This window comes from Succiniclasticum ruminis DSM 9236 (assembly GCF_900112895.1).
Lineage (GTDB): Bacteria > Bacillota > Negativicutes > Acidaminococcales > Acidaminococcaceae > Succiniclasticum > Succiniclasticum ruminis.
Genome location: NZ_FONL01000004.1, coordinates 1 through 24042, shown reverse-complemented (window position 1 = coordinate 24042; position 24042 = coordinate 1). Strand labels below are relative to the sequence as shown.

The following is a 24042-nucleotide window of genomic DNA, read 5'->3' as shown; positions in this document are numbered from 1 at the left end:
ACCAACCGTTCATCGGTGGCACTCTTTTTCTGTTATTATTGCAACATCAAGCAGCCACAAAATCATATTTCTTTCTTCCCTGACTGCGCCAGCATATCGTGCTTCAGCGTCCACAGCTTTTTGGACAAATCCACGTTGTACTTGTGGGGATTTTCAAACCGTTTCACTTCGTCCCACAGGCCGGCCACTTCCTTGGCGCAGTATTCCTGCAGTTCTTTCAGACCGGGCTGCTTGTACACCAGCTTTCCTTTTTTGAAAATGGGCACCTGCAGCTCTCTAATTCGGAAATCTGTCAGCGTCCGCTGCTTCCAGGTTGCTTCCGGATCAAAGATGGTATGGGGCAGCGCTTCAGAAACCATCTCGTCACGCATGCAAATTTCATCCGCAATGGCCTTGCCCGTTTTCTTATCGTAGAAACGGTACACCTTTTTGAAACCGGGGTTGGTGATCTTGGCTGTGTTCTCGGAAATTTTGATTTTGGGAACGATGGTTCCGTCTTCTTTTTCCACCGCAACCAACTTGTACACGCCGCCGAATACAGGACTGCTCTTGCTGGTGATGAGCCGTTCGCCAACGCCGAAGGAATCAATCTTGGCTCCCTGCTGCAGCAGATCCCGGATCAGGTATTCGTCCAAAGAATTGGAAACTACGATTTTTGCATCGTTCAGTCCTGCTTCATCCAGCATGACACGGGCTTTTTTTGTTAAGTAAGCCAAGTCGCCGGAGTCGAGGCGGATGCCGAAGTTGCCAAACTTTTTGCCTGTTGACAGATATTCTTTAAATACTTTAATCGCATTGGGAATGCCGCTCTTTAACGTGTTGTAGGTATCCACCAGCAGCACTGCGTTGTTAGGATAGGTTTCTGCGTAGAACTTAAAAGCTTCGTATTCCGTATCGAACATCTGCACCCAGGAATGGGCCATGGTACCTGCTGCCGGAACGCCGTACAGTTCATCCGTCAGGGTACAGGCCGTGGCCACGCAGCCTCCGATATAAGCAGCCCGCGCCCCGATCACCGCGCCGGAAACGCCCTGGGCCCGGCGGGAACCGAATTCCATCACCGGCCGTCCTCCCGCCGCACGCACGATGCGGTTTGCTTTTGTGGCAATGCAGGACTGGTGGTTGATGCACAGGAGAATAAACGTTTCCATCAGCTGCGCTTCCGCCGCCGGCGCTTTTACAGTAATAATCGGCTCATAGGGAAAAACCGGCGTGCCTTCCGGCACTGCATAGATATCTCCCGTAAACTTAAACTTACGCAGGTATTTCAGGAACTTTTCATCAAAGATGCCCTTGCTGCGTAAGAACTCGATATCCGCTTCACTGAAATGCAGGTTCTTTACATACTCAATGATATCCGTCAGCCCGCAGGCGATGGCAAAGCCGCCATTATCGGGAACACTGCGGTAAAATACATCAAAATAGGCCTGCTTTTTATAAAATCCGTTCAAAAAATACCCGTTCCCCATTGTCAGCTCATAAAAGTCTGTCAACAGGGTTAAATTTTGCTCTGCAACAGTCGGCATTATCTCCTTCACCTCATTTCGACAGTATATCAAAAAGACAGCGACAGACCAATTCGCTTGTGCAACTATCTAAAGCTTAACAAATAACTTTTAGAATATTATTCCACCTTGATTATTTCTCCGTCATGACGAATCCGACCCGTAACATCTTTCAGGAAGCGTTGTCTGCGTTCCGGGATTATCATTCCGCCCGGTTGTCCGTTTTCCTGCATTTCTTCTGCTTCCGGCACAAAGTTTATCAGCTGGATACCATAGCCGCTGCGGACCAGCATATCAATCATCGCGTCACCCTTGTTACAGAACAACACCAAAGAACGGCCTTCCATTTCGCCCTTTAATGTTCCTTCTTTCTTACCGGTTGCCGCTTTCCTGACGGTTATACGTGTCTTCTTATAGTGGGGCATAATCAGAAAAGCCTGCTCTTTGCCCGTACGGATTACAAAATAGTTTTTCAGGCCGGAAGGCAGGATGACCCCGTTCAATTTCGGATATACTTTTAAATTCGCTACCGCAGCCATCACGGTATGATCCGTCAATTCCACAACAGCGTTTCCTCCGCCCAAAACCGCCTGGTAATCCGTTGCAACATCTGATTTGTCGACTTCGTCAGCAAACGCCGAAGTGCATAACGTTAAAAGGACACACAACCCCAACAGTAACTTTTTCATACAGAAAATCCTCCTTCCAGTCATTCAGCAAAAACAAAACAGCATTAACCCACAACCAGAGTATGATTATTATTTATTGATTATACCACAATGCCTTTGCAATTACATGAAAATAAAAACAAAAAATCTGTGAAGTTAAGGAAACAGGGCTGCAGCAATGTGCCGCAACCCTGATTTGTTTTATTTTCCTTTAAACCAAACCTTTTTCAAAAAACTTATATGCCTTTATTTCCAGGGATCATCTTTTGCCGGAATACGGATTCCCGCCAGCAGCCCTTCATACTCCCACAGATACCACTCGCCGGTTGACGGTTTCAACCGCATGGTAATCGGCCTGGGATTATCTGCGCCACCGCTCCTTACCCACAACTGAGCGTAATCTTTATTTTGATAACTGTACGGAGTTTCGGAAACTGTGAGCGTATAAGGCATGGACGGCGTGTAATTGTTGTCGGGGTTCGCCCCGTCAAAATAGGACTTTGCCGTATATTCCTTACCCCGTAGCTGATCCCGTAGAAACTGCTTGTTAAAATTATTCAAAGGACGGGGCCCTCTCAGTACATCCAACATGGCAATTCCCGCCTCTGCATTCTCCGTATACCGGACCAATGCGGCAATGGCATAGGCAGCAGTCTGTTGCGGCGTATTTGCAGGTTTGATTTCTGCCGAAGATTTCGGCAGCGGGTTAAGAACTACTTTCTTGCTTTCCATAGCATTAACCGCCTTTCCGGGCACACATGAACACAGGAACGTCAAAAGCAATGCGCCTAACAGAACCTTTTTCATCTTCATGTTACACGTCACCTCTGCTTTACGTAATCATAAATCATTTATTCTTCCGAAAAATCTTCTTTGGGGGCAGAGCATAAAGGGCAGACCCATTCCTCCGGAACATCTTCCCATGCAGTACCTGCCGCTACGCCGTTATCCGGATCGCCTTCCGCAGGGTCATATACATAACCGCACACGTTGCACACAAATTTTTTCATGTTCATGCTCCTTTCTGCATTACTACCGGTAAAAAACACAAAAATACAAAGATAAGTAACCAACTCATCATTTATGTGTATTATATCATAGAAACAGACGTTGGAAAATGCATAGTTTGGATTATTTACAAGCCGGATTCCGGTTCCTGCTGCCGATACTTCCAGAGCCAGTATTTAGAAAACTGAAACTAATTCATGTTTCCTTACAACATATACGCCAGTTTCCCGATTTCCTGACGACGCTCCCGCCATTTGGGATAGTACAGGTCCATCCGCGCCCTGAACGGTTCACCGTGCCCTTTCTCCCACAGATGGGTCAGTTCATGCGTCACGATGTAGCTCAGATATTCCGGCGGCAGATGACCGAGGTTTAAATTGATGCAGATACGCCCCGTTTTAATATTACAGGTTCCCCAGCGGGTTTTCATCTTACGCACATACCAGCTGGACTCCCGCTTGCCCACCAGGGACCCGCAGCCCTGAAAGACGGCAGGCAAAAAAGCTTCCATCTGGCGCTTCAGCCACAAGTCTAGGCATTGTTCCCGTCTTGATGCATCAAAATCCACGGGACAGGCTAACAATAATTTCGTGTTTTCAATTTTTACCGCAGCCATGCCATGCTTTTGCAACGCTTCTGCGGCTTCTTCCCCACACAACTGGTGAACCATCTCCTGGTCAGTCAGCACCAGCAATTCATAGGCTTTTCCCCAGACATATACCTGCTCCCCGGTCACATAATAATGAACCGGTTTCGGTATCATCTGCTCCTGCTTTTGCTGCTGCCGCCGGATCCACTCCCGGTTCCGGGAAACAAACTGTTCCACCTCAGACAGGGGCGTATGATAGGGCGCTGTCACAAACACCTTTGCCTCCTGAGGTCTTAACCGGAGGTACATACGACGGATTCGTTTATACTGCAGCAGATATTCAATTTCACCGATTTGATGTTCTTCTACTTCACTTGGTCTTCGTCTCAATATTAAACCAGTCCTGATTGTATCCTAACTACAGTTTATTCCGTTCCTTCAGCACCCGCTGCATCTCACGCTTCGCGTCCCGGTCTGCCATATCGCGACGTTTGTCGTAAATCTTCTTGCCGGTACAAAGCGCCAATTCCATTTTCACGAAGCCACGCTTGAAATACAGCTTCAGGGGAATAAGGGAATAACCTTTTTCCTTAACTTTACCCAGCAACCGATCGATTTCCCTACGATGCATCAGCAGACGCCTGGTACGTAACGGATCGTGGTTATTGTAATTGCCAAAATCGTAAGGACTGATGTGCATGTTCATCACAACCAGTTCCCCTTTTTTGCTAATCCGTACAAAACTGTCTTTTAAATTGACCTTGCCTGCCCGCAACGATTTTACCTCAGTGCCCACCAACTCCATGCCGGCTTCCATCGCTTCCACGATATTGTAATCGTGGCGGGCTTTCCGGTTTTCCGTAATGATTTTGATTTTTGTTTCCGCCATAGTAACTCCTGAAAAAATACGAAAAGGATATATGTGAAATAATGCGACGTATTTTTCTGGCTGCATTATTTACTTTACTAAATAATATTCACCAAAAATGCAAAAATTCCTTTATCTCCGTCTCCGTTTTTTCTTATTATTCATGCCCGCGTATTTATTACCGCCGATACCGCCCTTGCCCCGCTTGGCATAAGGACGTGTCACACCGTTAACTTGCTCGTGGCTGCCGTGACGCCGTTTGTTTTTCCTGTGTCCGCCGCCGGTAGCCTGGGCCGCGTCCTGACGGATTTCTTCCAGTAAAACGGCCACACTGCTGTGACCGGATTTATATGTTTTACCCGAACCCTCCGCCCTTTGCCCTGCAATGCCTCCGGACTTTTTCATTCTGCTGCCACCACGCCGGGTGTTGCCCCTGTGGTCCGGTCTTCCAGGGTCTCCGGTGCTGCCAAGCTGTGTCTTAATATAATCCCGCATGGCATCATTTTCCCCGGCCATAATGAAATCAATACTGCGGTCTTCCATGTTCACCTGCAGCACTTCGATTTGCACCGTGTCACCCAACCGGTAGGTGTTGCCGGTATGGGTTCCCGTCAGACAGTAACGATCTTCAATGAATTCGTAATAATCATCCGTGAGACTGGACATGTGGACGAGCCCTTCCACTCCATTGGCCAGTTCCACAAACATACCGAAGGAGGTCACGCCGGAGATCACGCCTTCATAGGTTTCTCCAATGTGTTCCAGCATGTATTCGGCTTTCTTTAAATCCACGGTTTCCCGTTCCGCTTCCGCTGCGTTGCGCTCCTGTACGGAAGAATGCTCCGCCATACTTTCCAGACTGTCTTCCGAAAGCGCAGACAAATGCTGCGTCAGGTCCGGATCTTTCAGCCAGGCGTGCAAAATACGGTGCACCAGCAAATCCGGATAACGGCGAATAGGCGACGTAAAGTGGCAATAGTATTCCGCGGCCAGCCCGAAGTGTCCGATGTTTTCCGTCTGGTACACGGCCTGCCGCATACAGCGCAGGGCTACCGTGTTCACCAGCCGTTCTTCAGGCCGCTCTTTCATTTCCGCCAAGGCTGCCTGCACATCTTTGGGACGCACTTCCCCGTTTTTGGGAATGCGCAGTTTCACATTGAAGCTTTGCAGCAGTTTGCCCAGTCCTTCCATCTTGTCTTCCGCCGGAGACTCATGGACCCGGTACACGCAGGGCCACTGGAGCATGGAAAGATGTCGCGCCACCGTTTCGTTGGCCGCCAGCATAAACTCTTCAATGATGGATTCCGGCAGTCCGTGAATACGCTGTTTAATATCTAACGGCTTACCGGCTTCATCCAATATCACTTTCTGCTCCGGCAGGTCAAACTCAATGGCGCCGCGCCGGGCTCTCTTCTTCTGCAAAATGCGGCAGAGTTCCCGCATTTCTTCCAACATGGGAACGATGTCCTCATAATCTTCTCTGGCCTTTTTGTCCCCCTCTTCCAGAATGGCACGCACCAGATTATAGCTGAGCCGGTGATGGGAATGGATCACCGCCGGGAATATCCTGTATTTTGCAATCCGGCCCGTCTCCGCTTCGATTTCCATTTCACAGCTCATAACAAGGCGGTCTTCCTTTTCGTTCAGGCTGCAGATGCCGTTGCTTAACCGTTGGGGCAGCATGGGCAGTACCCGGTCCACCAGATACACACTGGTGCCCCGTTCCTGTGCTTCCTGATCCAGCAGGGTTTTCGCTTTCACGTAATAACTGACGTCGGCAATGTAAACCCCCAGCAGGTAACGCCCGTTATCCAGACGCCGCACATACACCGCGTCATCCAGATCCCTGGCGTCTTCGCTGTCTACCGTCACGACAGGATAGTCCCGCCGGTCCTCCCTGCCCTGCCAGTCTTTTTCCCGAATTTCGTCCGGAATCCGGGCCGCCGCCCGTTTCACATTTTCCGGAAAATCCAAAGGCAGATCATGCTGCTTGATGATAGACAATATTTCCAGTCCCGGGTCACCTACGTAGCCCAGCACTTCCACCACACGGCCTTCTGCGCTTCGACGTTCCGCATTATGTTCTTCCGTGGGCCAATCCGTAATTTCCACAACCACTTTCTGATTGTTGGCCGCGCCGCCAAAATTCCTGCGTAAAATATAAATGTCGCTGCCGATCCGTTTGTCGTCAGGAATCACAAACGCAAAATCCATGGTGCGTTTGAATATACCCACCACCCTGGTGTTGGCCCGCTGGATAATACGGATGATCTCTCCTTCGGGCCGGCGGCCCGGCGCATGGCTGTCGATACGGGCCATGACACGATCGTTGTTCATGGCACCGTGGAGCTTACGGGGCGGTATGAATACATCCGGCTTTGTTCCCTTGTTATCGGGAATGAGGAAACCGAACCCTTTGCTGCTTAACTGGAACCGCCCGGCCACCAGTCCCATCTTTTCCGGCAGGCCGTAAGTCTCAAAACGGGTTTTTACCACATAGCCGTCTTTTTCCAGTTCCATGATGGCATCCCAGAATTCATGCATGGGTTCTTCTTTGACGGGAATGGCGAATATCATCTCCTCCGCCGTCATGGGAGCGTAACTTTCCCGCTGCATGAAAGCCATAATCTTATCTTTCAGTGAGAGTGTAGCCATATTCAACAATCCTTTGCTGTTTTTTTATATTCTCAGCTGTTCTTTCTTTTTCTTTGTGGAAGGGCATCAACGAAACTATGAAACGGGGCCATTCACGCTCCATCCTTGTCTATCTTTCCAGCATCAAAGTACTGGTGGCCTCCGCTGCTACAGTCCCGTCCGGATTGGTTATAACACCTTCCATGATTACCAGACGACCTTTTCGTTTTACTTCGTGCCCTTCGCAGCGTATGGTACTGCCAATCATTACCGGCGTGCGGAAACGCAGGTCGATGCGTGCCGTATAGGCAGGCACGCCTTCTTTCTTAAAAATGTAATTTCCCATAATCTCATCCAGCAGTACAGTAATCAGACCGCCGTGCATCCGTCCGTCGTAACTCTGATGTTCCTGCCTCGGCGTAAAAAATGCCAGCACGCCGTTAGGAATCCAGAAAAAATGTAAATGAAGTCCTATGGGGTTTTGCTCCCCGCAGGCAAAACACATACCGTATTTCTGGTCTTTCGACATTTCCACCAGCTTCCTGCCGTACTTTTCCTCTTCCGCTGCCAGAAGCTTTTTTTCTGTTTCGTTCATCTGTAAGTGCTGCGTTACAACCTGGTTCTGTATTTCTCCCATATCAGTTCCCCTCCCAATTTTATCATTCACCCAGTTCGATTATTCGAATAATTTGTGGCGTCATTTAGACTTTATTGTTGCGTCATTTAGTTTTATTAGATATTAAATTCATCTTTTTAGATATTTTTCTTGAGCCAACTTTTCACCAATTCACCGGCTTCTTTAAAGCGCAGATCCAGATGGTGATTGTCGCCTTCCATGTAATGCAACTGCTTTTCGCCCCCGGCAATTTCGAAATTCTCTTTTGCCTGGTCCGGCGTGACAGTGGTATCGTTTTCCCCGTGGATGATTAACAATGGACCCTTTTTCCATTTTTTTAAGAGCTCCGCCACATCATAATGGAACAGATCTGTAACAAACGCTGCCGGAATTTCATCGTGTCCCCTTTCATCGTCCAAAACAATGGTCTTACCATGCAACGCTTCCTGAAATGCATCTTCCCCCAGCACCTGTATAAAAGTTTGCTTCAGACTGTTGGGCGCAGACCACAATACCATGCCGTAAGGTCGATACGCATTCTCACCCCCACAGGCTGTAACAATGCACGTAGCCCCGCCGAAACTGCGTCCCAGCAGGAATACTTTTTCCGGTTGCATCGTTTCGCGGACAAAATCCAAAACGGCTTTGAGTTCCGCAACCTGATTGCTCAGCATGGTGCACCAGCTGAAATTGAACCGGACCACGCTGCAAATATTTTCCCCGATTTCATCCGCCAATGTGGCAGCTCGTCCGGCTCCATCCATCGAACCCCGGAATCCATGGGCCATCACGAGCACATGACGCCGTCCCAGCTCTTCCCCACACAAATTGATCACGCCACTTAACTTGCCAAACGGTCCGGCAATGGTAAAATTCTGTCTCATAAAGCCTCCAAATTAATTTATGATCTTAACGTAAACTTTCCGAGGCCTTGGCCCGTCAAACTCGCAAAAATAAATGCCCTGCCAGGTTCCCAGGACAAGTCTGCCATTCTCTATGATAATCTGTTCCGAAAAACCAATCATACTTGATTTCAAATGAGCTGCGGAATTTCCTTCCATGTGAAGGTATCCGTCTTCCCAGGGAACGATTTTATTGATTTCTTTCGTAAAATCTTTCACCACGTCAGGATCCGCATTCTCATTGATGGTGACCGCCGCAGTCGTGTGCGGGATAAACACAATGCAGAGCCCATCTTTTACACCGCTGTCCGTAACGGCTTTCTGTATCAGCCGGGTAATATCCTGCAACTCGGTATGATTTTTTGTCGTTACATCCAATTTGATAAACATAGACGCCCCTTTCCAGCCTCACATTTCATGTGCTAAGGTCTAACAAACGAAATCTTTGTATATTTCCTTCGCAATCTGGCATAATCTTTCTTCGTTTTTCATTATATCGTCCGGATTTGCAGAATTGTCCTGTTATTTATATTTTACCACATATTTCGATACAATTCCCCCTTTTTCCCTAACGCTGATCATATTTATAATATACTAAAATTTATATTTTGAAATCAATTATTGAATTTGAATCCAAACTTGTGTTAGAATATTTTAAGGAATTATTTGCCAATTATTATTTTTTATTTGTTTTTATTTTTTATTATAAGTGAGGATTTTATGAAACTGTCATTACAGATGCAATCTAAATCAAAAAACATTTTAATCACGGATGAGCACGGCGCACGTCTTCCTGTAGTACGTATCACAAAGATCGTTTTACAGGACTTCAAGAACGTAGAGTTTGGCGAAATAGATTTCAACTGCGGCAAATATTTCGTCCCATACGGCACCCAATCCGACATCCTGGGTCTGTATGGACAGAACGGCTCCGGCAAAACGGCGTTGATCGAGGCACTGTACATTTTAAAACAGCTGTTGCGGGGCAGCAAGGTGCAGAACCTGTTTTCTGAATGTGTCAACAAGAATGCGGAGTCCGCAAAGCTTTCTTTCCAGTTCGAACTGCAATACGAGGATGGCCGCATACGCAAAGCCATGTATGAGTTCTGTATGAAAGCGGAAGAGAATGCGGTTGACACAGAATCAGGGCTTGGTGACTCCCCTGATTTCAACACGCTTCCTTTTTCCAGCCAAAGGGTCTGTATCTTTAACGAAGTCCTCAGTATGTCCGGTCCCTTCCATGGCAGCGACCAGCGCATGAATCCGGTTATTGACACCACAGGCGACGAGCGTCCTTTCGGACCTAAATCACGCCATAAGTTCATGATTGGCCCGGATAAAAATAACCAGAAGGCAGTGGATCTCGAAGTAAACAAGAGGCTGGCCAGCAAACGTTCCCAGTCTTTCATCTTCATGCCGGAAACACTGAAGTATTTGAAAGAATGCGCTGATTATTCTGAATATCTGCAGGTGATACTGGAACTGAACTATTACGGGTTAAACTATTTCTTTGTAGTCAACACCCGCTCCTCCGGCCTGATCCGTCTGAATCTGGCACTGCTGCTGCACACGCCGGCAGGTTCCTTCCCTATCCAGATGGACCGCCCCACTGCCATGCCTCAGGATATGTTTAAAGTCGTTGACCAATATATCTCCAAGGTGAATACAGTCATTGAGCAGTTAATCCCCGGCCTGTCCATCGAGCTACGCACCATCGCCCGGCCTGTCATGAAGGATGGTTCTGTCGGGCAAATGGTGGAAGCGATTGCCCACCGCAAAGGGGTGGTATTGCCTCTGAGAGACGAATCCGACGGGGTCCGCCGCCTTATCTCCATGCTGAGCCTTTTTACCGCTGCTTATAATGACCCTTCCTTCACTCTTGCCATTGACGAATTTGACGCAGGAATCTTTGAATATATCTGGGGTGAAATGCTGGAGATTTTTGCGGATAGAGGCTTAGGCCAGCTAATCTTCACTGCGCACAACCTTCGGCCTTTGGAAGTCATCAATAAAAAGTTTTTGTTTTTCACCAGCACCGACCCGAAGGACCGTTATGTACAGCTGAAGAGCATTGCCCGCACCAACAACATGCGTAACGTGTACTTCCGCCAGATTGAACACGGTTACGAGGAAAAAGTATATAATGAAACAAAGCGCGATGCAATTATAAACGCACTGCAGAGTGTGAAAGAATAAATATCAGGCCGCCTTCATAGTTTGTAACGCAGATCTGTAATTCAGAATTCATTTGTTTCCCGGTTTCAGCCGCAAAATAAACAAGGCCTTCGCTGTCGGCCATGGCAGCGAAGGCTTTCTGTTTTTTCCAGACAATCCGTTATTTAGTACCAATACAATTATTGCCGGATCCGGTTACTGACCCAGCCAGTCCACCAACACATAGCGTTCCGCATCAGCAGGCGAACGGGTCACGGTAAACATATAGCGGCCGGTAAGTGCAGGAACATCTTCCGGCGCTTCCCTTCTCCATTGTTCAACCGTGCCGTGCACATTTCCGGTAAACCCGGAAGAAGCGGTGTAAACATTGGCCAAGCCTGTCCACACACCGTTCCCGCTTTCGTTCCAATCCGCCACCTGGGCAAAAGTAAAGGCTTCCCCACCGGCTTTGGGAACAATATACAGATCATTCGTCAGTGTGTATTGGCGGGACGAAGCAGCCTGGATGCTGCGGCCAAAATATTTATAAATGGCAGCCTCTACCGCTTCCTTCTTCACGCCCCAGTACCCGTCGTTTACATTCACCAGGTCATACTTACGGTTAATCAGATTGTGTCTTATACCGAAATTGACAAAAGAATCCATGGGAATCTCGTTGTTCACCACAAAACTCCCCACATGCGCTTCCGCAAAATTACTGAAGAAGATGTCCAGCTTGTCCCGTTGCGCAGCATCTAATTCCGCGCGGTTTGCAGCGCCTGCAGACAAAGCAAATAAAACCATTAAAAGAACTGTCATAAATAATGTTAAAAGTCTTTTCATGTTAAATCCCCCTTTATACTTTTCTTTTACTTCTTTATTTAAAAAGTTTATAGAATAAACCGTTGTATCAAATAACGATGCGAAAATAACTCACATTCAGAAACATAAAGAATCACTGATTAATAATAAAACCAAAACAGAATTTCACCCAGCACGATGCTGCACACGTTCACCAACACGAGAGTCCAGAACAGCTTCTTCCTGTCACCCTGGATGAAATAACAGCACAGGCAAAATTCCAGCAGTATCACTGCAAGTTCTCCCAAGACAACAGCCACCCAAAACCAGTCAAAAGGATCCTGTTCCAAAAATTCATTCAGCAGCAGGTTGCTGATAATATTAACAACAGCAAAGCCTGCCAGTTCTTTTGGTTTGCGGTAACCGCAAAAATAAAATAACGGAACTTCTATCAGCACGGTAAGCAACGCTGCCATTAGAAATGCTTCTTCTATTTCCGCCCAGTCTACAAAAATCCTGGTTCCGGGAATCAGCGGTGTGGGAGCAATCAAATCAAACAACATCGGCACAGCCTCCCTGTTTCAAAATTGCTTTTCAATAAATTCCAGGCACTTTTCATACACCGTTTCCCGTGCATCGTCCAGTGTCACCACATGCCTTGCTTTCGGCAGCCAGAGGAGTTCTTTCTGCTTATCCGGAACACGTTTTAAGTGTTCGTAAATGTATGTCGCGCTTTCCGGCTTTACTGTACGGTCCGCGTTCCCCTGCACAATCAGGGTAGGTATTTTTATTTTCCCCAGATATTCTTTTTTACAAAGCTCTATCAGTTCCAAAAGGCTTGGCACCGGTTTCGTCGGCATCTCCGTGTAGCCTTGCATATATTCTTCCGGCACGTTGTAACTGTGCTGACCTGTGTACAGACGCGGAATAAAATAACGCAAAAGTTTTACGAAAGGAACACGCCAGTCCTGTAAAAATACTGGCGTTGCCAGCAGTATCAGTTTTTCCACAGAACAGGTCTTTGCACGTTTTTCTGCCGGATCTTCCCTGTTTCCATTGATAAGCAATCCTTCCGAAGAATCCGTCAGAGGAAGCCCTGACGCAGCTTTGATGGCCAGCAGGCCGCCCATGGACTGCCCTGCTATATAGATATGGCGGCAGTGTCGGTGCAATTTTTTCACTCCGTCTTCCACAGCTTTATACCAGTCGTGCCAAGTGGTCTGCTCAAGCATTTCTACCGTTGCGCAGTGTCCGGCCAGACAGACGCCCTGCACAGTATAACCGCCCTTTGCCTGCAAATAGTCACCTAACATACGCATTTCAGCCGGAGCGCCGGTATAACCATGAACCAGCAATATACCTGCGTCCCTGCTGCCCTGCAGAAAAAACGCACCTGCTTCTTTGGGAATGATTCTGGTCATGGCTGCCTCCGCAAATGTAAATTGAAATTTATGCGCATACAAATTCATGGTTTCCAATTCCATTATATCATACCAACCCTACTTTCAGGCATAAAAAAAGGACCGCCAAAGCAGTCCTTTTAAATTTTATTCATATTATTTAAACATTCCCAGCAGAATGCCGCCGTGAGCAGCCAGCACCGGAGCAAATACCAGAGAAACGATGGTCATCAGCTTCAGCAGGATGTTCATAGCCGGTCCGGAAGTATCTTTGAAAGGATCGCCTACAGTGTCACCGGTAACCGCCGCCTTGTGCGGGTCGGAACCTTTGCCGCCGTGTACGCCGGATTCAATGTACTTCTTCGCGTTATCCCATGCGCCGCCCGCATTGGCCATCATGATAGCCAGCAGTACGCCGGCAGCCAGCGCGCCGCCAATCATTCCGCCCAGAGCGGCAGGCCCTAACAGCATGCCAACCAGGATCGGGAACGCAATAGCGATGACGCCGGGGGCAATCATTTTATTCAGTGCAGCAGCAGTAGAGATATCTACGCAACGGCGATAGTCGCCGCGGGCCTTGCCTTCCAGCAGGCCGGGAATCTCATGGAACTGACGGCGGACTTCCACTACCATTTCGTTAGCAGCTTCACCTACGGATTCCATGGTCATAGCACCAAATACGAACGGCAGGGTGGCGCCGATGAATACGCCAATCAGAACAACCGGATCCAGCAGGTCAATGGCTTTCAGCTTCACAACCTGAGAGTACGCGGAGAACAGAGCCAGTGCAGTCAGCGCTGCAGAACCGATGGCAAAACCTTTACCGATAGCAGCAGTGGTGTTGCCGACGGAGTCCAGGGTATCGGTGATTTCACGAACGCTTGCGGGCAGTTCTGCCATTTCCGCAATGCCGCCTGCGTTATCGGAGATAGGACCGTAAGCGTCAACCGCTACGGTAATACCGGTGGTGGCCAGCATGCCGACTGCGGACAGGGCAATACCGTAAATGCCCAACGCCGGATTGGCCATGCCGCCCATTACGAAGAACGCAATGAATACTGCGATGCAGATGAATACGATAGGCAGGAAGGTGGAATACATACCAACTGCCAGACCTGCGATGATTACGGTTGCGTGACCGGTTTCTGCCTGATCAGCGATTCTCTTAACAGAACTGTAATCAGCAGAGGTGTAAACTTCGGTAATCTTACCAATCAGCAGGCCTACAACCTGGCCGGCAGCAATCGCCCAGAAAGCGTTCATATTGCCAAACAGGGAGTTGGACAGATAAGCAGCCGCGCCGATAGTCAGGATACCGGCGATGTAGGTGCCGGTGTTCAGCGCGCCCTGGGGGTTGGTGGATTTGCTGTGACGGACATACAGGATACCGATGATGGAAGAAACGATACCGGCAAGAGCCAGCAAGAACGGATACTGAACGCCTTCGCCGCCTTTGAACGCAACAGCGCCAAGAGTCAGGGCAGAGATGATTGCGCCTACATAGGATTCAAACAGGTCGGCGCCCATACCGGCAACGTCGCCTACGTTATCGCCTACGTTATCTGCGATGGTAGCGGGGTTACGGGGGTCATCTTCCGGAATACCGGCTTCAACCTTACCTACCAGGTCGGCGCCTACGTCGGCCGCTTTGGTGTAAATGCCACCGCCTACACGGGCGAACAGCGCGATGGAGCTAGCGCCCAGACCGAAACCGGTTACGATGTCCATGTTTGCTCCGTTCTCGCCAAACAGTGCAAAGGCCAGCGCTACGCCGGTGATACCCAGACCGACAACGCCCAGGCCCATAACGGAACCGCCGGAGAACGCAATCTGCAGCGCCTGGGGCATACCGTGCTCAGCGGCCGCGGTAGTACGGACGTTGGCTTTGGTAGCTACGTTCATGCCGCAGTAACCGGCCAGAATGGAGAAGATTGCGCCTGCAACGAAGCAGACTGCGGTCATGGGTTTCAGGAAAATGCCAATAAGAATTGCAACAACCAGGATGAATACAGCCAGTGCTTTGTATTCACGGTACAGGAAAGCCATGGCACCCTCGTGGATGTGTCCGGAAATTTCCTGCATCAGTGCGTTACCGGCTTCCGCCCTCATGATAGAGCTGCTCAGCATGGCAGCGATCAAAAGCGCAAGGATACCGGCGCCAATGGAAAACATGATAAAACTACTCAAGATGTTATCCCCTTTCGACAAAAATAAAAATATAATTTAAAAATTTTAAAGGGTAAAACCCTTTATTAATAAAACTATGGTCATGCATTGAGCTTGGCAAGAGCTAACGTGATGACACCAAATGCAGTCCCCAGCGCAATCGTCGCCTTAGACAAAATCGTATCCAGATCATTTCCCTTGCCAAAGAAGGTACCATCACCGCCACCGAAGGAACTGGACAGGCCTGCGCCTCTGCCGGTCTGCATCAGCACAGCCGCAATCAGGGCGACACAGACGATAAAGTCCACTACCATCAAGACAGTTACCAGCATTTACTTACCTCCTTTTTTCATATTATATGATTATATACTCTGTGTTAGTACCACAGTATTTTACCATACCTTTATCAACGTGGCAATAATAAATGACAAATTTTTTTCACAGAATTTTGTCAAAGGTTAATTCACCATAAAACTTACTGTTTCATTACACCTGAAACGAAAACCCCTCTATGTTACAATCTTTAAAAGAATGGGGGAACTGCTTTAACACAGTTCCCCCATTTGTTTCGATCAGTAAATGATGTTTACCGTTTGAATCTGCATTTTGATTTGCTAAACAACCATTCCCATCTGTTTGCAAATTATTTGTTCAGATTGTAGAACACTTCCATGCCACCGTAGGTTGCAGCCGGGCCAAGGTCTTCTTCAATGCGCAGCAGCTGGTTGTATTTAGCCACACGGTCGGTACGTGCCGGCGCACCGGATTTAATCTGGCCGGCGTTCAGCGCTACTGCGATATCAGACATGGTGACGTCTTCTGTTTCACCGCTGCGGTGAGAAACGATGGCAGTATAGCCGTGACGTTTTGCCAGTTCCACAGCCCGGAAGGTTTCGGTGAGAGTACCAATCTGGTTCACTTTGATCAGGATAGCATTGGCCACACCTTTGTCGATGCCCATCTGCAGGCGTGCCGCATTGGTAACGAACAGGTCGTCGCCTACCAGCTGAACTTTGCCGCCCAGCTTCTTGGTAAGGGCAGCCCAGCCTTTCCAGTCGTCTTCAGCAAGGCCGTCTTCAATAGAGATAATGGGATATTTCGCAACCAGATCTGCCAGGTAGTTGACCATCTGGGTGCTGGTCTTGGGAGCGCCTTCCGCCAGCATATGATACTTGCCGTCTTTGTAGAATTCGCTGGCAGCTACGTCCATGGCCAGCATAATGTCTTTACCAGCTTTGTAGCCGGCTTTGGCAATCGCTTCCATAATTACGTCCAGCGCTTCCGCATTGGATTCCAGATTCGGAGCAAAACCACCTTCGTCACCCAGACCGGTGCTCAGGCCTTTGGCCTTCAGGATACCTTTCAGGGCGTGGTAAATTTCCACGTTCATGCGCAGGCATTCGCTGAAACTCTTCGCCCCTACCGGCATGATCATGAATTCCTGGATATCAACATTGTTGTCCGCATGGGAACCGCCATTGAGGATGTTCATCATGGGAACGGGCAGTTCATGTGCATTGGTGCCGCCCAGATACTGGTACAGAGGCAGTCCCACATAGTTGGCCGCCGCTTTGGCTACTGCCATGGATACGCCCAGAATTGCATTGGCGCCTAACTTTGCTTTGTTGGGAGTCTCGTCTAAACGAATCAGCAACTCGTCGATTTCAATCTGGCGGGTGGCATCAAGACCGATAAGCGCTTCGGCAATGATGTCGTTTACGTTTTCCACCGCCTTCATAACGCCTTTGCCAACATAACGCTTCTTGTCGCCATCCCGTAATTCTACCGCTTCATGCACACCGGTGGAAGCACCGGAGGGAACCGCAGCGCGGCCCATAGTGCCGTCTTCCAGGATTACTTCTACTTCAACAGTGGGATTGCCGCGGGAATCCAGAATTTCTCGTGCATAGACTTGCGTAATAATAGACATGATTACCACCTTATCCTTTCTCTTTAAATATTAATCAATTAAGCTCTTTCCTGTCATGGATTTCGGCTGCTGAATCTTCAAAAACTGCAGCAGCGTAGGCGCAATGTCAGCCAGCCGACCTTCATGCAGTTTAACTTTCTCTTTACTGATGACAATAAACGGAACTTTGTTTGTAGTGTGAGCCGTGCAGGGCGTTCCGTCTTCGTTCTGCATCTTTTCCAGATTACCGTGATCCGCGGTAATACAAATTACACCATCCAGCGCCTGAATCTTTTCTACAATCTTTCCGGCGCAGGAATCCACGGTTTCCATGGCCTTTACCGCAGCTTCCATAATACCGGTATGCCCTACCATATCCGGATTGGCAAAATTCAGGATCACTACATCATATTTATCTTCGTCCAGTGCTTTAAGCAACGCTTCCGTTACCAGGGGCGCGCTCATTTCCGGTTGTAAATCGTAGGTCGCGACTTTCGGCGACGGTATCAGGATCCGGTCTTCTCCGGCATTAGGTTCTTCCACGCCGCCATTAAAGAAGAAGGTTACATGAGCGTACTTTTCCGTTTCCGCAATACGCAGCTGCTGCAAGTTGTTCTTCGCCAACACTTCGCCCAGCGTATCTTCATAATGTTCCGGCGGATACGCTGTAGGAATGTCGATGGTGGCATCATACTGGGTCATGCCAACCATATGCACCGGCCTCGCTTCAGCAGACCGCTCAAAATACGGGAACTCTTCATCGTGAAGCGCACGGGTAATTTCCCGGGCCCGGTCCGGGCGGAAATTGTAGAAGATCACGCTGTCATCCTTACGGATGCAGGCAGCAGATTTCTCTCCCGCGTCAGCCACTTCATTTTTCTGCGCTACACAGAACGGTACTACAAACTCATCGTTAACTCCCGCTTCATAAGAAGCCTGAATACCTTCTGCAGCAGAAGCAAAAACTGCACCGTCCCGCAGTACCATGTTACGGTAGGCTTTTTCCAGACGTTCCCAGCGTTTGTCCCGGTCCATGGCATAGTAACGGCCGCTGACCGTTGCAAAACAGCCGATGCCTTTTTCCTTCATAAAAGCTTCCAGATCCTGCACATAAGGAATGGCGCTTTGGGGCGGCACGTCCCGGCCGTCCAGAAAAGCATGTACATAGACTTTTTGCAGTCCTGCCGTCTTTGCCATCTCCAGCAGCGCTTTCAGATGATCGATGTGACTATGAACACCACCATCGCTGAACAGCCCCATCAGGTGCAGGGAACTTTCCTTTTCTTTTGCATGCCGCAGCGCATCCAGCAACACCTGGTTTTTAAAGAAACTGCCTTCTCTAATGGCATGGGAAATCAGGGAGAGATCCTGATAAATGATCCGGCCCGACCCGATGTTCAAATGCCCTACTTCCGAATTTCCAATCTGGCCTGCAGGCAGCCCCACATCTTCCCCGCTGGCCTCCAGCCTTGTGTTTGGATAATTCGCAAAGTAACTGTCCAGGTGCGGGGTACGGGCTGTCGTCGCCGCATTGTAAGGACCGGCCGGAGCAATGCCCCAGCCGTCCAGAATCATTAACATTACCGGCTTCTTTGCCATTTGTTCTCCTTCAAACTGCCATGATTAAAAACTGCGGACAATCTTTGCAAAGCTTTCCGCTTTCAGGCTGGCGCCGCCCACCAGTACTCCGTCAATTCCGTTGATGCAGAACTGGGCCGCATTGGTATCTTTTACACTGCCGCCATACAGGATGCGGATATGCCTTGCAACTTCTTCGCCAACGATTTCATTCAACTGGTTGCGGATAAACAGGCAGACTTCCTGGGCATCCTGCGCCGTTGCAGTATTGCCGGTGCCGATCGCCCAGATGGGCTCATAGGCTATGGTCAGCAGTTTCGCCTGTTCTGCTGAAATCCCTGCCAGCGCACTTTTCAACTGTCCATCAATTTTGGCGTTGGTGGCGCCCTGCTTCCGTTCCGCATCTGTTTCGCCGACACACAGTACCGGTTTCAGCTGGTTGCGGTACGCAGCTTTCATTTTCTTTGCAATGATTTCGTTGTCCTCTTTAAAAATTTCACGTCGTTCGCTGTGGCCTACCAACACGTATTCACAGCCAATGTCCGCGATTTGGGCGCCGGACACAGCACCGGTAAAAGCTCCTTCGTCTTCCCAGCACAAATCCTGCGCGCCATAGCCCACCGATTTACCGTCAATGGCTTCCGCTACACTTTCCAACGCAGTAAAAGGCGGGAAAATCACGACTTCATTGACAGTACCGTTCGTTTCGGTAACCAGATCCTGGGCCAGTTCGACCGCTTCGCCAACGGTCTTGTACATCTTCCAGTTACCGGCCACAAAAGGGCGCCGCACCTCATCCAGCGCCTCCACGCCCGGCAGCACTTTGCCTTCCAGATATTCCAGGGAAGCGCCGCCGCCGGTGGAAATGTGACTGATTTTATCTTCCAGACCAATCTTTTTGATAGCCGCCACGCTGTCGCCGCCGCCTACGATGCTGACTGCATTGCTGTCCGCAACGGCTTTGGCAACCGCTTCCGTTCCTTTGCAGAACGCATCCATTTCGAATACGCCCATCGGCCCGTTCCAAACTACCAGTTTGGCATCTTTTACCGCATCCGCATACAGTTTGCAGGTTTCCGGACCGATATCCAGGGCCATGTAGTCCTGGTTCAGATCATCCAGCGCAGACACTTCATACACGGAATCTGGTTTGAACTCTGCTGCCATCACCAGATCAACAGGCAGGAGGATCTTTACATTCTTCACTGCAGCTTCTGCCAGGATACGTTTTGCTTCTTCGATCTTATCTTCTTCCACCAGGGATTTACCCATGGGGATACCTCTGGCCGCAAGGAACGTATTGGCCATGCCGCCGCCAATCAGCAGTGTGTCTACTTTGCCCAGCAGGTTTACGATTACGCCAATCTTATCCGAAACCTTTGCGCCGCCGATAATCGCAGTAAACGGATGCTCCGGATTGTTGACGGCGTCGCCGATAAAACGTATTTCTTTTTCCAGCAGGAAACCTGCCGCGCTGGGCAGGAAATGGGTTACGCCTTCCACTGATGCATGTGCCCGGTGCGATACGCCGAAACCGTCATTCACATACAGATCTGCCAGTGAAGCCAGCTTCTCCGCAAATTCAAGATTATTTTTCTCTTCTTCTTTATGGTAACGCAGGTTCTCCAGCAGCAATACGGAACCGGTCTCCAGCTTCTTCGCAGCTTCTTCTGCTGCCGGCCCGATGCAGTCTTCCGCAAAGGCAACAGGTTTTCCCAGCAGTTCTTCCAGATGTTTCGCAATCGGTTTCAGTGTATATTTGGGATTAGGCTCTCCCTTCGGACGGCCCAGATGACTCATTAAAATTACGGCCGCTTTATGGTCAAGCAGATACTGGATGGTAGGCAGCGCAGCCACCATACGGTTATCATCCGTTATGTTGCCTTCGGCATCCTGGGGCACGTTAAAATCGACCCGCACCAGCACCTTTTTGCCGGCAACATCCAAATCAGACAAGATTTTTTTATCCAAAGAAATCATACCCCTTTCAAAAATCTGCTATATGTTGACAGATTTTTATTTAATCAATTAAAGTTTTTACATCTGCAACAGAGCGAATAATCGCTTTTTGAAAGCGAAAAAACAACATTTATCCTAAAATGCAAACAAAGCCGACGCCCTGCAGAAGGACGCCGACTTGCTGTCAATTATAAACCTTTTTTGCCAACGTAAAGAGCAAGGTCAACCAAACGGCAGGAATAACCCCATTCGTTGTCGTACCAGGCAACCACTTTTGCCAGACGTTTGCCGATCATCATAGTAGACTGACCGTCAATAACAGAGGAAACCTCACAGCCGATGAAATCACTGGAAACCAGCGGCAAATCCGTATAACCCAGGATGCCTTTCAATTCGCCTTCCGCCGCTTCCTTTAACGCAGCATTGATTTCTTCAACGGTAGCGTCTTTCGACAGGTTTACCGTCAGGTCCGTCAGAGATACGTCCGGAGTCGGAACGCGCAGGGCAAAGCCGTTCAGTTTGCCTTTCAGTTCCGGCAGTACCAGGGCTACCGCTTTCGCAGCGCCGGTGGTGGTAGGAATGATGGACATGGCAGCAGCGCGGGCGCGGCGCAGGTCTTTGTGGCTTACGTCCAGAATCTTCTGGTCATTGGTATAGGAATGAACAGTTGTCATCAGACCACTTTCAATACCGAATTTCTCCAGCAGTACCTTGGTAAAGGGAGCCAGGCAGTTGGTGGTGCAGGAAGCATTGGAAATGATATGGTGTTTTGCAGGATCGTACTTCTCCTCATTTACACCCATAACAATGGTGATGTCCTCATTTTTACCGGGAGCGGAAATGATAACTTTCTTCGCGCCGTTATCAATATGGGCCTGAGCTTCTTTCGAATCCTTGAATTTGCCGGTGCATTCCAGCACGATATCCGCGCCGTATTTGCCCCAGGGGATTTTGGTAACATCCGTCTCGCTGATAACCGGAATCTTTTTGCCGTCAATCACAAGGAAGCCATCTTCCCAGGCCACATCTTCCTTCATTGTCCCATGAACGGAATCATATTTTAACAGATGCGCCATTATTTCGCCGACTGTCCGGTTGTTAATAGCCACAACCTCTGCATCAGGAAGGGTCAGGATCCTTCTCAATGCCAGACGACCAATACGACCAAAACCGCTGATACCAATTCTTACCATGCTAAACTCCTCCTTAAAATAATAAATTTAAATCTTTTGATAACTCTCAAAACACAGCCGGTTAACACTGTGAGAAATGCCATATTTGTTGACATTTTATTGTTTTCTTCCCATTTGCAGCCATCTGTTTGCAGGTCGCAAAGGTCTGCCGCAAATAAAAAGAAAATTTACTCTTCTCTCAAGAATATTGTAACATAGCATCCTTTAAAAGTGAAGAGTAAATTTAGCTGTAACAGTCTTTGTGATACTTACCGGTTATTAACCATTTCAGGCTGCATATCGTGAAAATGCAGCCGCTGATGGGCAGTTTTTTCCCAATCGGTTCCCTTCTTCCCGTAATTCGCATAAGGGTCAATGGATAGCCCACCCCGGGGCAGGAATTTTCCCCAGACCTCTATGTACTTGGGATCTAATAAGCGGATAAGGTCCTTCATAATAATATTCACACAGTCTTCGTGAAAATCCCCGTGATTGCGGAAGCTGAAGAGATACAGCTTCAGCGATTTACTTTCCACCAGCTTCTGATCCGGAACATACGAAATATAAATTGTCGCGAAGTCCGGTTGGCCGGTTTTGGGGCACAGGCTGGTAAATTCCGGACAGTTAAATTTTACAAAATAATCATTTTCCGGGTGTTTATTGGAAAAACATTCCAACACCTCCGGCGCGTAATCATCTCTGTATGCCGTCTTATTTCCTAGTAATTTTACACCCTGTAAATCCTTTTTTGTTCTGCCTGCTGTCATCGGTTTCTCCTTATATAACAATAATGCCGTTGTATTTCTACTCCCTATTCAGGGGTAGTGTTGCTGAACCTGTGCACTTATTGTGCATCAATTATTTTTTCAGTATTGTCATTAATTCCTGTTCCGGTCTGTCCTAAAGACCAGGTTTGCAACGTCTGCCTTTTCCAATGCCCTGATCAGCAGCATACCTGTAATTCCCGAGATCAACTGCCCCACCAGTAAACTCACTGCCAAAACACTATAGGGAATTTTTAATAAATACGATAACCATACAGGTACTCCGAGGCCGGGAAGCAATGTTACAAACAGCGCTACAATCCAGCAACCCAAACCATATCTTTTGCCCAAAGCAATGGCGCCGCTGGTCAGCACGCCCATAATAAAGCCGCCGATTGCATCAACGGGGCCTAATCCGCCCATCAAAAGATTGCTAATAACATTGGCAATCCCGAAGGGAACTACTAAAAACGGGAAAATGTACGACAGACCGTATAACGCGGTAGCGATGCGGACCTGGTATTGTCCAAAAGCAAAACTCTGGGTACAGAGCATCACAACCAGATATAAAGCTATACAAACCGCGCTGATTGTTAATTTTTGTGTTTTTGTGTACTCCTGATTCATTATATCTCCTCTTCAAACAAAATTTTGATAAGCAACATCAGGACGTAACCACGTATGAATTAAATTCCACGGCCTTAGATACAGAAAACTTACTGTTTGTCTTAGTATAAAAATTACCGAAACTCTTCATAAAAAAACGCCTATAACTATAGGCGTAAATTATTAATGCATTGCACAGACTTATATTGGCAAAATCCTCTGACAGTATCTGTTCAATTGCGCCCGTAGTTTTATTTAGAGACAGGATGGTCACGAACTGTCTGTTATGAAATTTTAATGTTTATTTATTATACATGATTATTACTCTTCTGTAAAGTGCTTTTGCATTTTTCTTGTTTCACTTTTTCTCCGTTTTTGTAAATCGTCTCCAGCTATTATAAAAACACAAAAAGCCCCCGCACGTAATGTGCGGGGGCTTCTGTCTAACCGGCAACAATCTATCCTCCCGGGCCGCTTCCAGCCAAGTACTTTCGACGCGTGAGAGCTTAACTGCTGTGTTCGGGATGGGAACAGGTGGGACCTCTCAGCCATCGTCACCGGATCGAACGTCTTCTCAGACCTTCAAAACTTTACAGAAGAAACTACTTACAAACTAACTCGTCCTCACTTACATTCTTTAAATCAAGCCCTCGACGGATTAGTACCGGTCCGCTCAATACATTGCTGCACTTACACTCCCGGCCTATCAACCTTGTCTTCTTCAAGGCGTCTTACTGGCTTAC

Annotated in this window: 22 protein-coding genes and 2 rRNA genes; 1 reads left to right on the top strand and 23 read right to left on the bottom strand. The window is 48.4% G+C overall.

The features are described from left to right. Nucleotides 1-62 precede the first annotated feature (62 nt). The 10 genes from BM159_RS04510 to BM159_RS04465 all read right to left on the bottom strand — a co-directional run bounded on the left by BM159_RS04510 (nt 63) and on the right by BM159_RS04465 (nt 9180). On the bottom strand, nt 63-1526 hold the full coding sequence (locus BM159_RS04510) for a nicotinate phosphoribosyltransferase (RefSeq protein ID WP_093913079.1): 1464 nt from the start codon (nt 1524-1526) through the stop codon (nt 63-65). Nucleotides 1527-1624: 98 nt separating this feature from the next. Further along, the gene (locus BM159_RS04505; protein WP_093913078.1) at nt 1625-2194 is read right to left on the bottom strand and encodes a hypothetical protein; all 570 of its coding nucleotides are present in this window, start codon (nt 2192-2194) and stop codon (nt 1625-1627) included. A 225-nt stretch (nt 2195-2419) separates the two neighbouring features. Continuing rightward, the gene (locus BM159_RS04500; RefSeq protein ID WP_143089392.1) at nt 2420-2905 is read right to left on the bottom strand and encodes a DUF6935 domain-containing protein; all 486 of its coding nucleotides are present in this window, start codon (nt 2903-2905) and stop codon (nt 2420-2422) included. A gap of 119 nt (nt 2906-3024) precedes the next feature. Continuing rightward, on the bottom strand, nt 3025-3183 hold the full coding sequence (gene rd / locus BM159_RS04495) for a rubredoxin (RefSeq protein ID WP_093913076.1): 159 nt from the start codon (nt 3181-3183) through the stop codon (nt 3025-3027). 203 nt (nt 3184-3386) lie between these two features. Next, the gene (locus BM159_RS04490) at nt 3387-4160 is read right to left on the bottom strand and encodes a M48 family metallopeptidase (protein WP_143089391.1); all 774 of its coding nucleotides are present in this window, start codon (nt 4158-4160) and stop codon (nt 3387-3389) included. 28 nt (nt 4161-4188) lie between these two features. Beyond that, on the bottom strand, nt 4189-4659 hold the full coding sequence (smpB, locus tag BM159_RS04485; protein WP_093913074.1) for an SsrA-binding protein SmpB: 471 nt from the start codon (nt 4657-4659) through the stop codon (nt 4189-4191). A 111-nt stretch (nt 4660-4770) separates the two neighbouring features. Next, nucleotides 4771-7293 (bottom strand): ribonuclease R, encoded by a 2523-nt coding sequence (gene rnr, locus BM159_RS04480; RefSeq protein WP_093913073.1) that lies wholly within the window; start codon nt 7291-7293, stop codon nt 4771-4773. Nucleotides 7294-7402: 109 nt separating this feature from the next. Next, nucleotides 7403-7909: a PaaI family thioesterase gene (locus BM159_RS04475; protein ID WP_245763633.1), complete on the bottom strand. Its 507-nt coding sequence runs from the start codon at nt 7907-7909 to the stop codon at nt 7403-7405. 116 nt (nt 7910-8025) lie between these two features. Continuing rightward, entirely contained in the window at nt 8026-8772 is a 747-nt protein-coding gene (locus BM159_RS04470) for an alpha/beta hydrolase (RefSeq protein WP_093913072.1), read from the bottom strand. Nucleotides 8773-8784: 12 nt separating this feature from the next. After that, nucleotides 8785-9180, bottom strand: coding sequence for a secondary thiamine-phosphate synthase enzyme YjbQ (locus BM159_RS04465; RefSeq protein ID WP_093913071.1), 396 nt, complete (start codon nt 9178-9180; stop codon nt 8785-8787). Nucleotides 9181-9510: 330 nt separating this feature from the next. Here BM159_RS04465 and BM159_RS04460 point away from each other — a divergent pair, with 330 nt between their 5' ends. After that, the gene (locus BM159_RS04460; protein ID WP_218149507.1) at nt 9511-10986 is read left to right on the top strand and encodes an ATP-binding protein; all 1476 of its coding nucleotides are present in this window, start codon (nt 9511-9513) and stop codon (nt 10984-10986) included. Nucleotides 10987-11160: 174 nt separating this feature from the next. On the opposite strand, the gene BM159_RS04455 is transcribed toward BM159_RS04460, so the two are convergent. The 13 genes from BM159_RS04455 to BM159_RS04395 all read right to left on the bottom strand — a co-directional run. Then, nucleotides 11161-11787, bottom strand: coding sequence for a hypothetical protein (locus BM159_RS04455; RefSeq protein WP_093913070.1), 627 nt, complete (start codon nt 11785-11787; stop codon nt 11161-11163). A gap of 119 nt (nt 11788-11906) precedes the next feature. Next, nucleotides 11907-12308, bottom strand: a complete 402-nt coding sequence (locus BM159_RS04450) for a hypothetical protein (RefSeq protein WP_093913069.1) — start codon at nt 12306-12308, stop codon at nt 11907-11909. Between the two features lie 18 nt (nt 12309-12326). Continuing rightward, complete coding sequence (locus BM159_RS04445) at nt 12327-13166, bottom strand: alpha/beta hydrolase (protein ID WP_177205910.1); 840 nt, start codon at nt 13164-13166, stop codon at nt 12327-12329. Nucleotides 13167-13301: 135 nt separating this feature from the next. Beyond that, nucleotides 13302-15317, bottom strand: coding sequence for a sodium-translocating pyrophosphatase (locus BM159_RS04440; RefSeq protein ID WP_177205921.1), 2016 nt, complete (start codon nt 15315-15317; stop codon nt 13302-13304). A 95-nt stretch (nt 15318-15412) separates the two neighbouring features. Then, entirely contained in the window at nt 15413-15643 is a 231-nt protein-coding gene (gene secG / locus BM159_RS04435; RefSeq protein ID WP_218149506.1) for a preprotein translocase subunit SecG, read from the bottom strand. Nucleotides 15644-15954: 311 nt separating this feature from the next. After that, on the bottom strand, nt 15955-17241 hold the full coding sequence (gene eno, locus BM159_RS04430; RefSeq protein ID WP_093913066.1) for a phosphopyruvate hydratase: 1287 nt from the start codon (nt 17239-17241) through the stop codon (nt 15955-15957). A 30-nt stretch (nt 17242-17271) separates the two neighbouring features. Next, entirely contained in the window at nt 17272-18819 is a 1548-nt protein-coding gene (gene gpmI, locus BM159_RS04425; RefSeq protein WP_093913065.1) for a 2,3-bisphosphoglycerate-independent phosphoglycerate mutase, read from the bottom strand. A gap of 24 nt (nt 18820-18843) precedes the next feature. Beyond that, the gene (tpiA, locus tag BM159_RS04420; protein ID WP_245763632.1) at nt 18844-20778 is read right to left on the bottom strand and encodes a triose-phosphate isomerase; all 1935 of its coding nucleotides are present in this window, start codon (nt 20776-20778) and stop codon (nt 18844-18846) included. A gap of 167 nt (nt 20779-20945) precedes the next feature. After that, on the bottom strand, nt 20946-21950 hold the full coding sequence (gene gap, locus BM159_RS04415) for a type I glyceraldehyde-3-phosphate dehydrogenase (RefSeq protein WP_093913064.1): 1005 nt from the start codon (nt 21948-21950) through the stop codon (nt 20946-20948). A gap of 248 nt (nt 21951-22198) precedes the next feature. After that, on the bottom strand, nt 22199-22696 hold the full coding sequence (gene queF, locus BM159_RS04410; RefSeq protein ID WP_093913063.1) for a preQ(1) synthase: 498 nt from the start codon (nt 22694-22696) through the stop codon (nt 22199-22201). 111 nt (nt 22697-22807) lie between these two features. Next, nucleotides 22808-23320, bottom strand: a complete 513-nt coding sequence (locus tag BM159_RS04405) for a QueT transporter family protein (protein WP_093913062.1) — start codon at nt 23318-23320, stop codon at nt 22808-22810. 424 nt (nt 23321-23744) lie between these two features. Continuing rightward, nucleotides 23745-23861 (bottom strand): 5S ribosomal RNA (gene rrf, locus BM159_RS04400). A gap of 76 nt (nt 23862-23937) precedes the next feature. Then, nucleotides 23938-24042 (bottom strand): 23S ribosomal RNA (locus BM159_RS04395); the annotation flags it as partial.

What these genes read in the sequence shown, in the direction of transcription:
- BM159_RS04510 (WP_093913079.1), bottom strand. Translation starts at nt 1,526, where the DNA reads ATGCCGACTGTTGCAGAGCAAAATTTAACCCTGTTGACAGACTTTTAT.
- BM159_RS04505 (WP_093913078.1), bottom strand. Translation starts at nt 2,194, where the DNA reads ATGAAAAAGTTACTGTTGGGGTTGTGTGTCCTTTTAACGTTATGCACT.
- BM159_RS04500 (WP_143089392.1), bottom strand. Translation starts at nt 2,905, where the DNA reads ATGGAAAGCAAGAAAGTAGTTCTTAACCCGCTGCCGAAATCTTCGGCA.
- rd (WP_093913076.1), bottom strand. Translation starts at nt 3,183, where the DNA reads ATGAAAAAATTTGTGTGCAACGTGTGCGGTTATGTATATGACCCTGCG.
- smpB (WP_093913074.1), bottom strand. Translation starts at nt 4,659, where the DNA reads ATGGCGGAAACAAAAATCAAAATCATTACGGAAAACCGGAAAGCCCGC.
- rnr (WP_093913073.1), bottom strand. Translation starts at nt 7,293, where the DNA reads ATGGCTACACTCTCACTGAAAGATAAGATTATGGCTTTCATGCAGCGG.
- BM159_RS04475 (WP_245763633.1), bottom strand. Translation starts at nt 7,909, where the DNA reads ATGGGAGAAATACAGAACCAGGTTGTAACGCAGCACTTACAGATGAAC.
- BM159_RS04470 (WP_093913072.1), bottom strand. Translation starts at nt 8,772, where the DNA reads ATGAGACAGAATTTTACCATTGCCGGACCGTTTGGCAAGTTAAGTGGC.
- BM159_RS04465 (WP_093913071.1), bottom strand. Translation starts at nt 9,180, where the DNA reads ATGTTTATCAAATTGGATGTAACGACAAAAAATCATACCGAGTTGCAG.
- BM159_RS04460 (WP_218149507.1), top strand. Translation starts at nt 9,511, where the DNA reads ATGAAACTGTCATTACAGATGCAATCTAAATCAAAAAACATTTTAATC.
- BM159_RS04455 (WP_093913070.1), bottom strand. Translation starts at nt 11,787, where the DNA reads ATGAAAAGACTTTTAACATTATTTATGACAGTTCTTTTAATGGTTTTA.
- BM159_RS04450 (WP_093913069.1), bottom strand. Translation starts at nt 12,308, where the DNA reads ATGTTGTTTGATTTGATTGCTCCCACACCGCTGATTCCCGGAACCAGG.
- BM159_RS04445 (WP_177205910.1), bottom strand. Translation starts at nt 13,166, where the DNA reads ATGACCAGAATCATTCCCAAAGAAGCAGGTGCGTTTTTTCTGCAGGGC.
- BM159_RS04440 (WP_177205921.1), bottom strand. Translation starts at nt 15,317, where the DNA reads ATGTTTTCCATTGGCGCCGGTATCCTTGCGCTTTTGATCGCTGCCATG.
- secG (WP_218149506.1), bottom strand. Translation starts at nt 15,643, where the DNA reads ATGCTGGTAACTGTCTTGATGGTAGTGGACTTTATCGTCTGTGTCGCC.
- eno (WP_093913066.1), bottom strand. Translation starts at nt 17,241, where the DNA reads ATGTCTATTATTACGCAAGTCTATGCACGAGAAATTCTGGATTCCCGC.
- gpmI (WP_093913065.1), bottom strand. Translation starts at nt 18,819, where the DNA reads ATGGCAAAGAAGCCGGTAATGTTAATGATTCTGGACGGCTGGGGCATT.
- tpiA (WP_245763632.1), bottom strand. Translation starts at nt 20,778, where the DNA reads ATGATTTCTTTGGATAAAAAAATCTTGTCTGATTTGGATGTTGCCGGC.
- gap (WP_093913064.1), bottom strand. Translation starts at nt 21,950, where the DNA reads ATGGTAAGAATTGGTATCAGCGGTTTTGGTCGTATTGGTCGTCTGGCA.
- queF (WP_093913063.1), bottom strand. Translation starts at nt 22,696, where the DNA reads ATGACAGCAGGCAGAACAAAAAAGGATTTACAGGGTGTAAAATTACTA.
- BM159_RS04405 (WP_093913062.1), bottom strand. Translation starts at nt 23,320, where the DNA reads ATGAATCAGGAGTACACAAAAACACAAAAATTAACAATCAGCGCGGTT.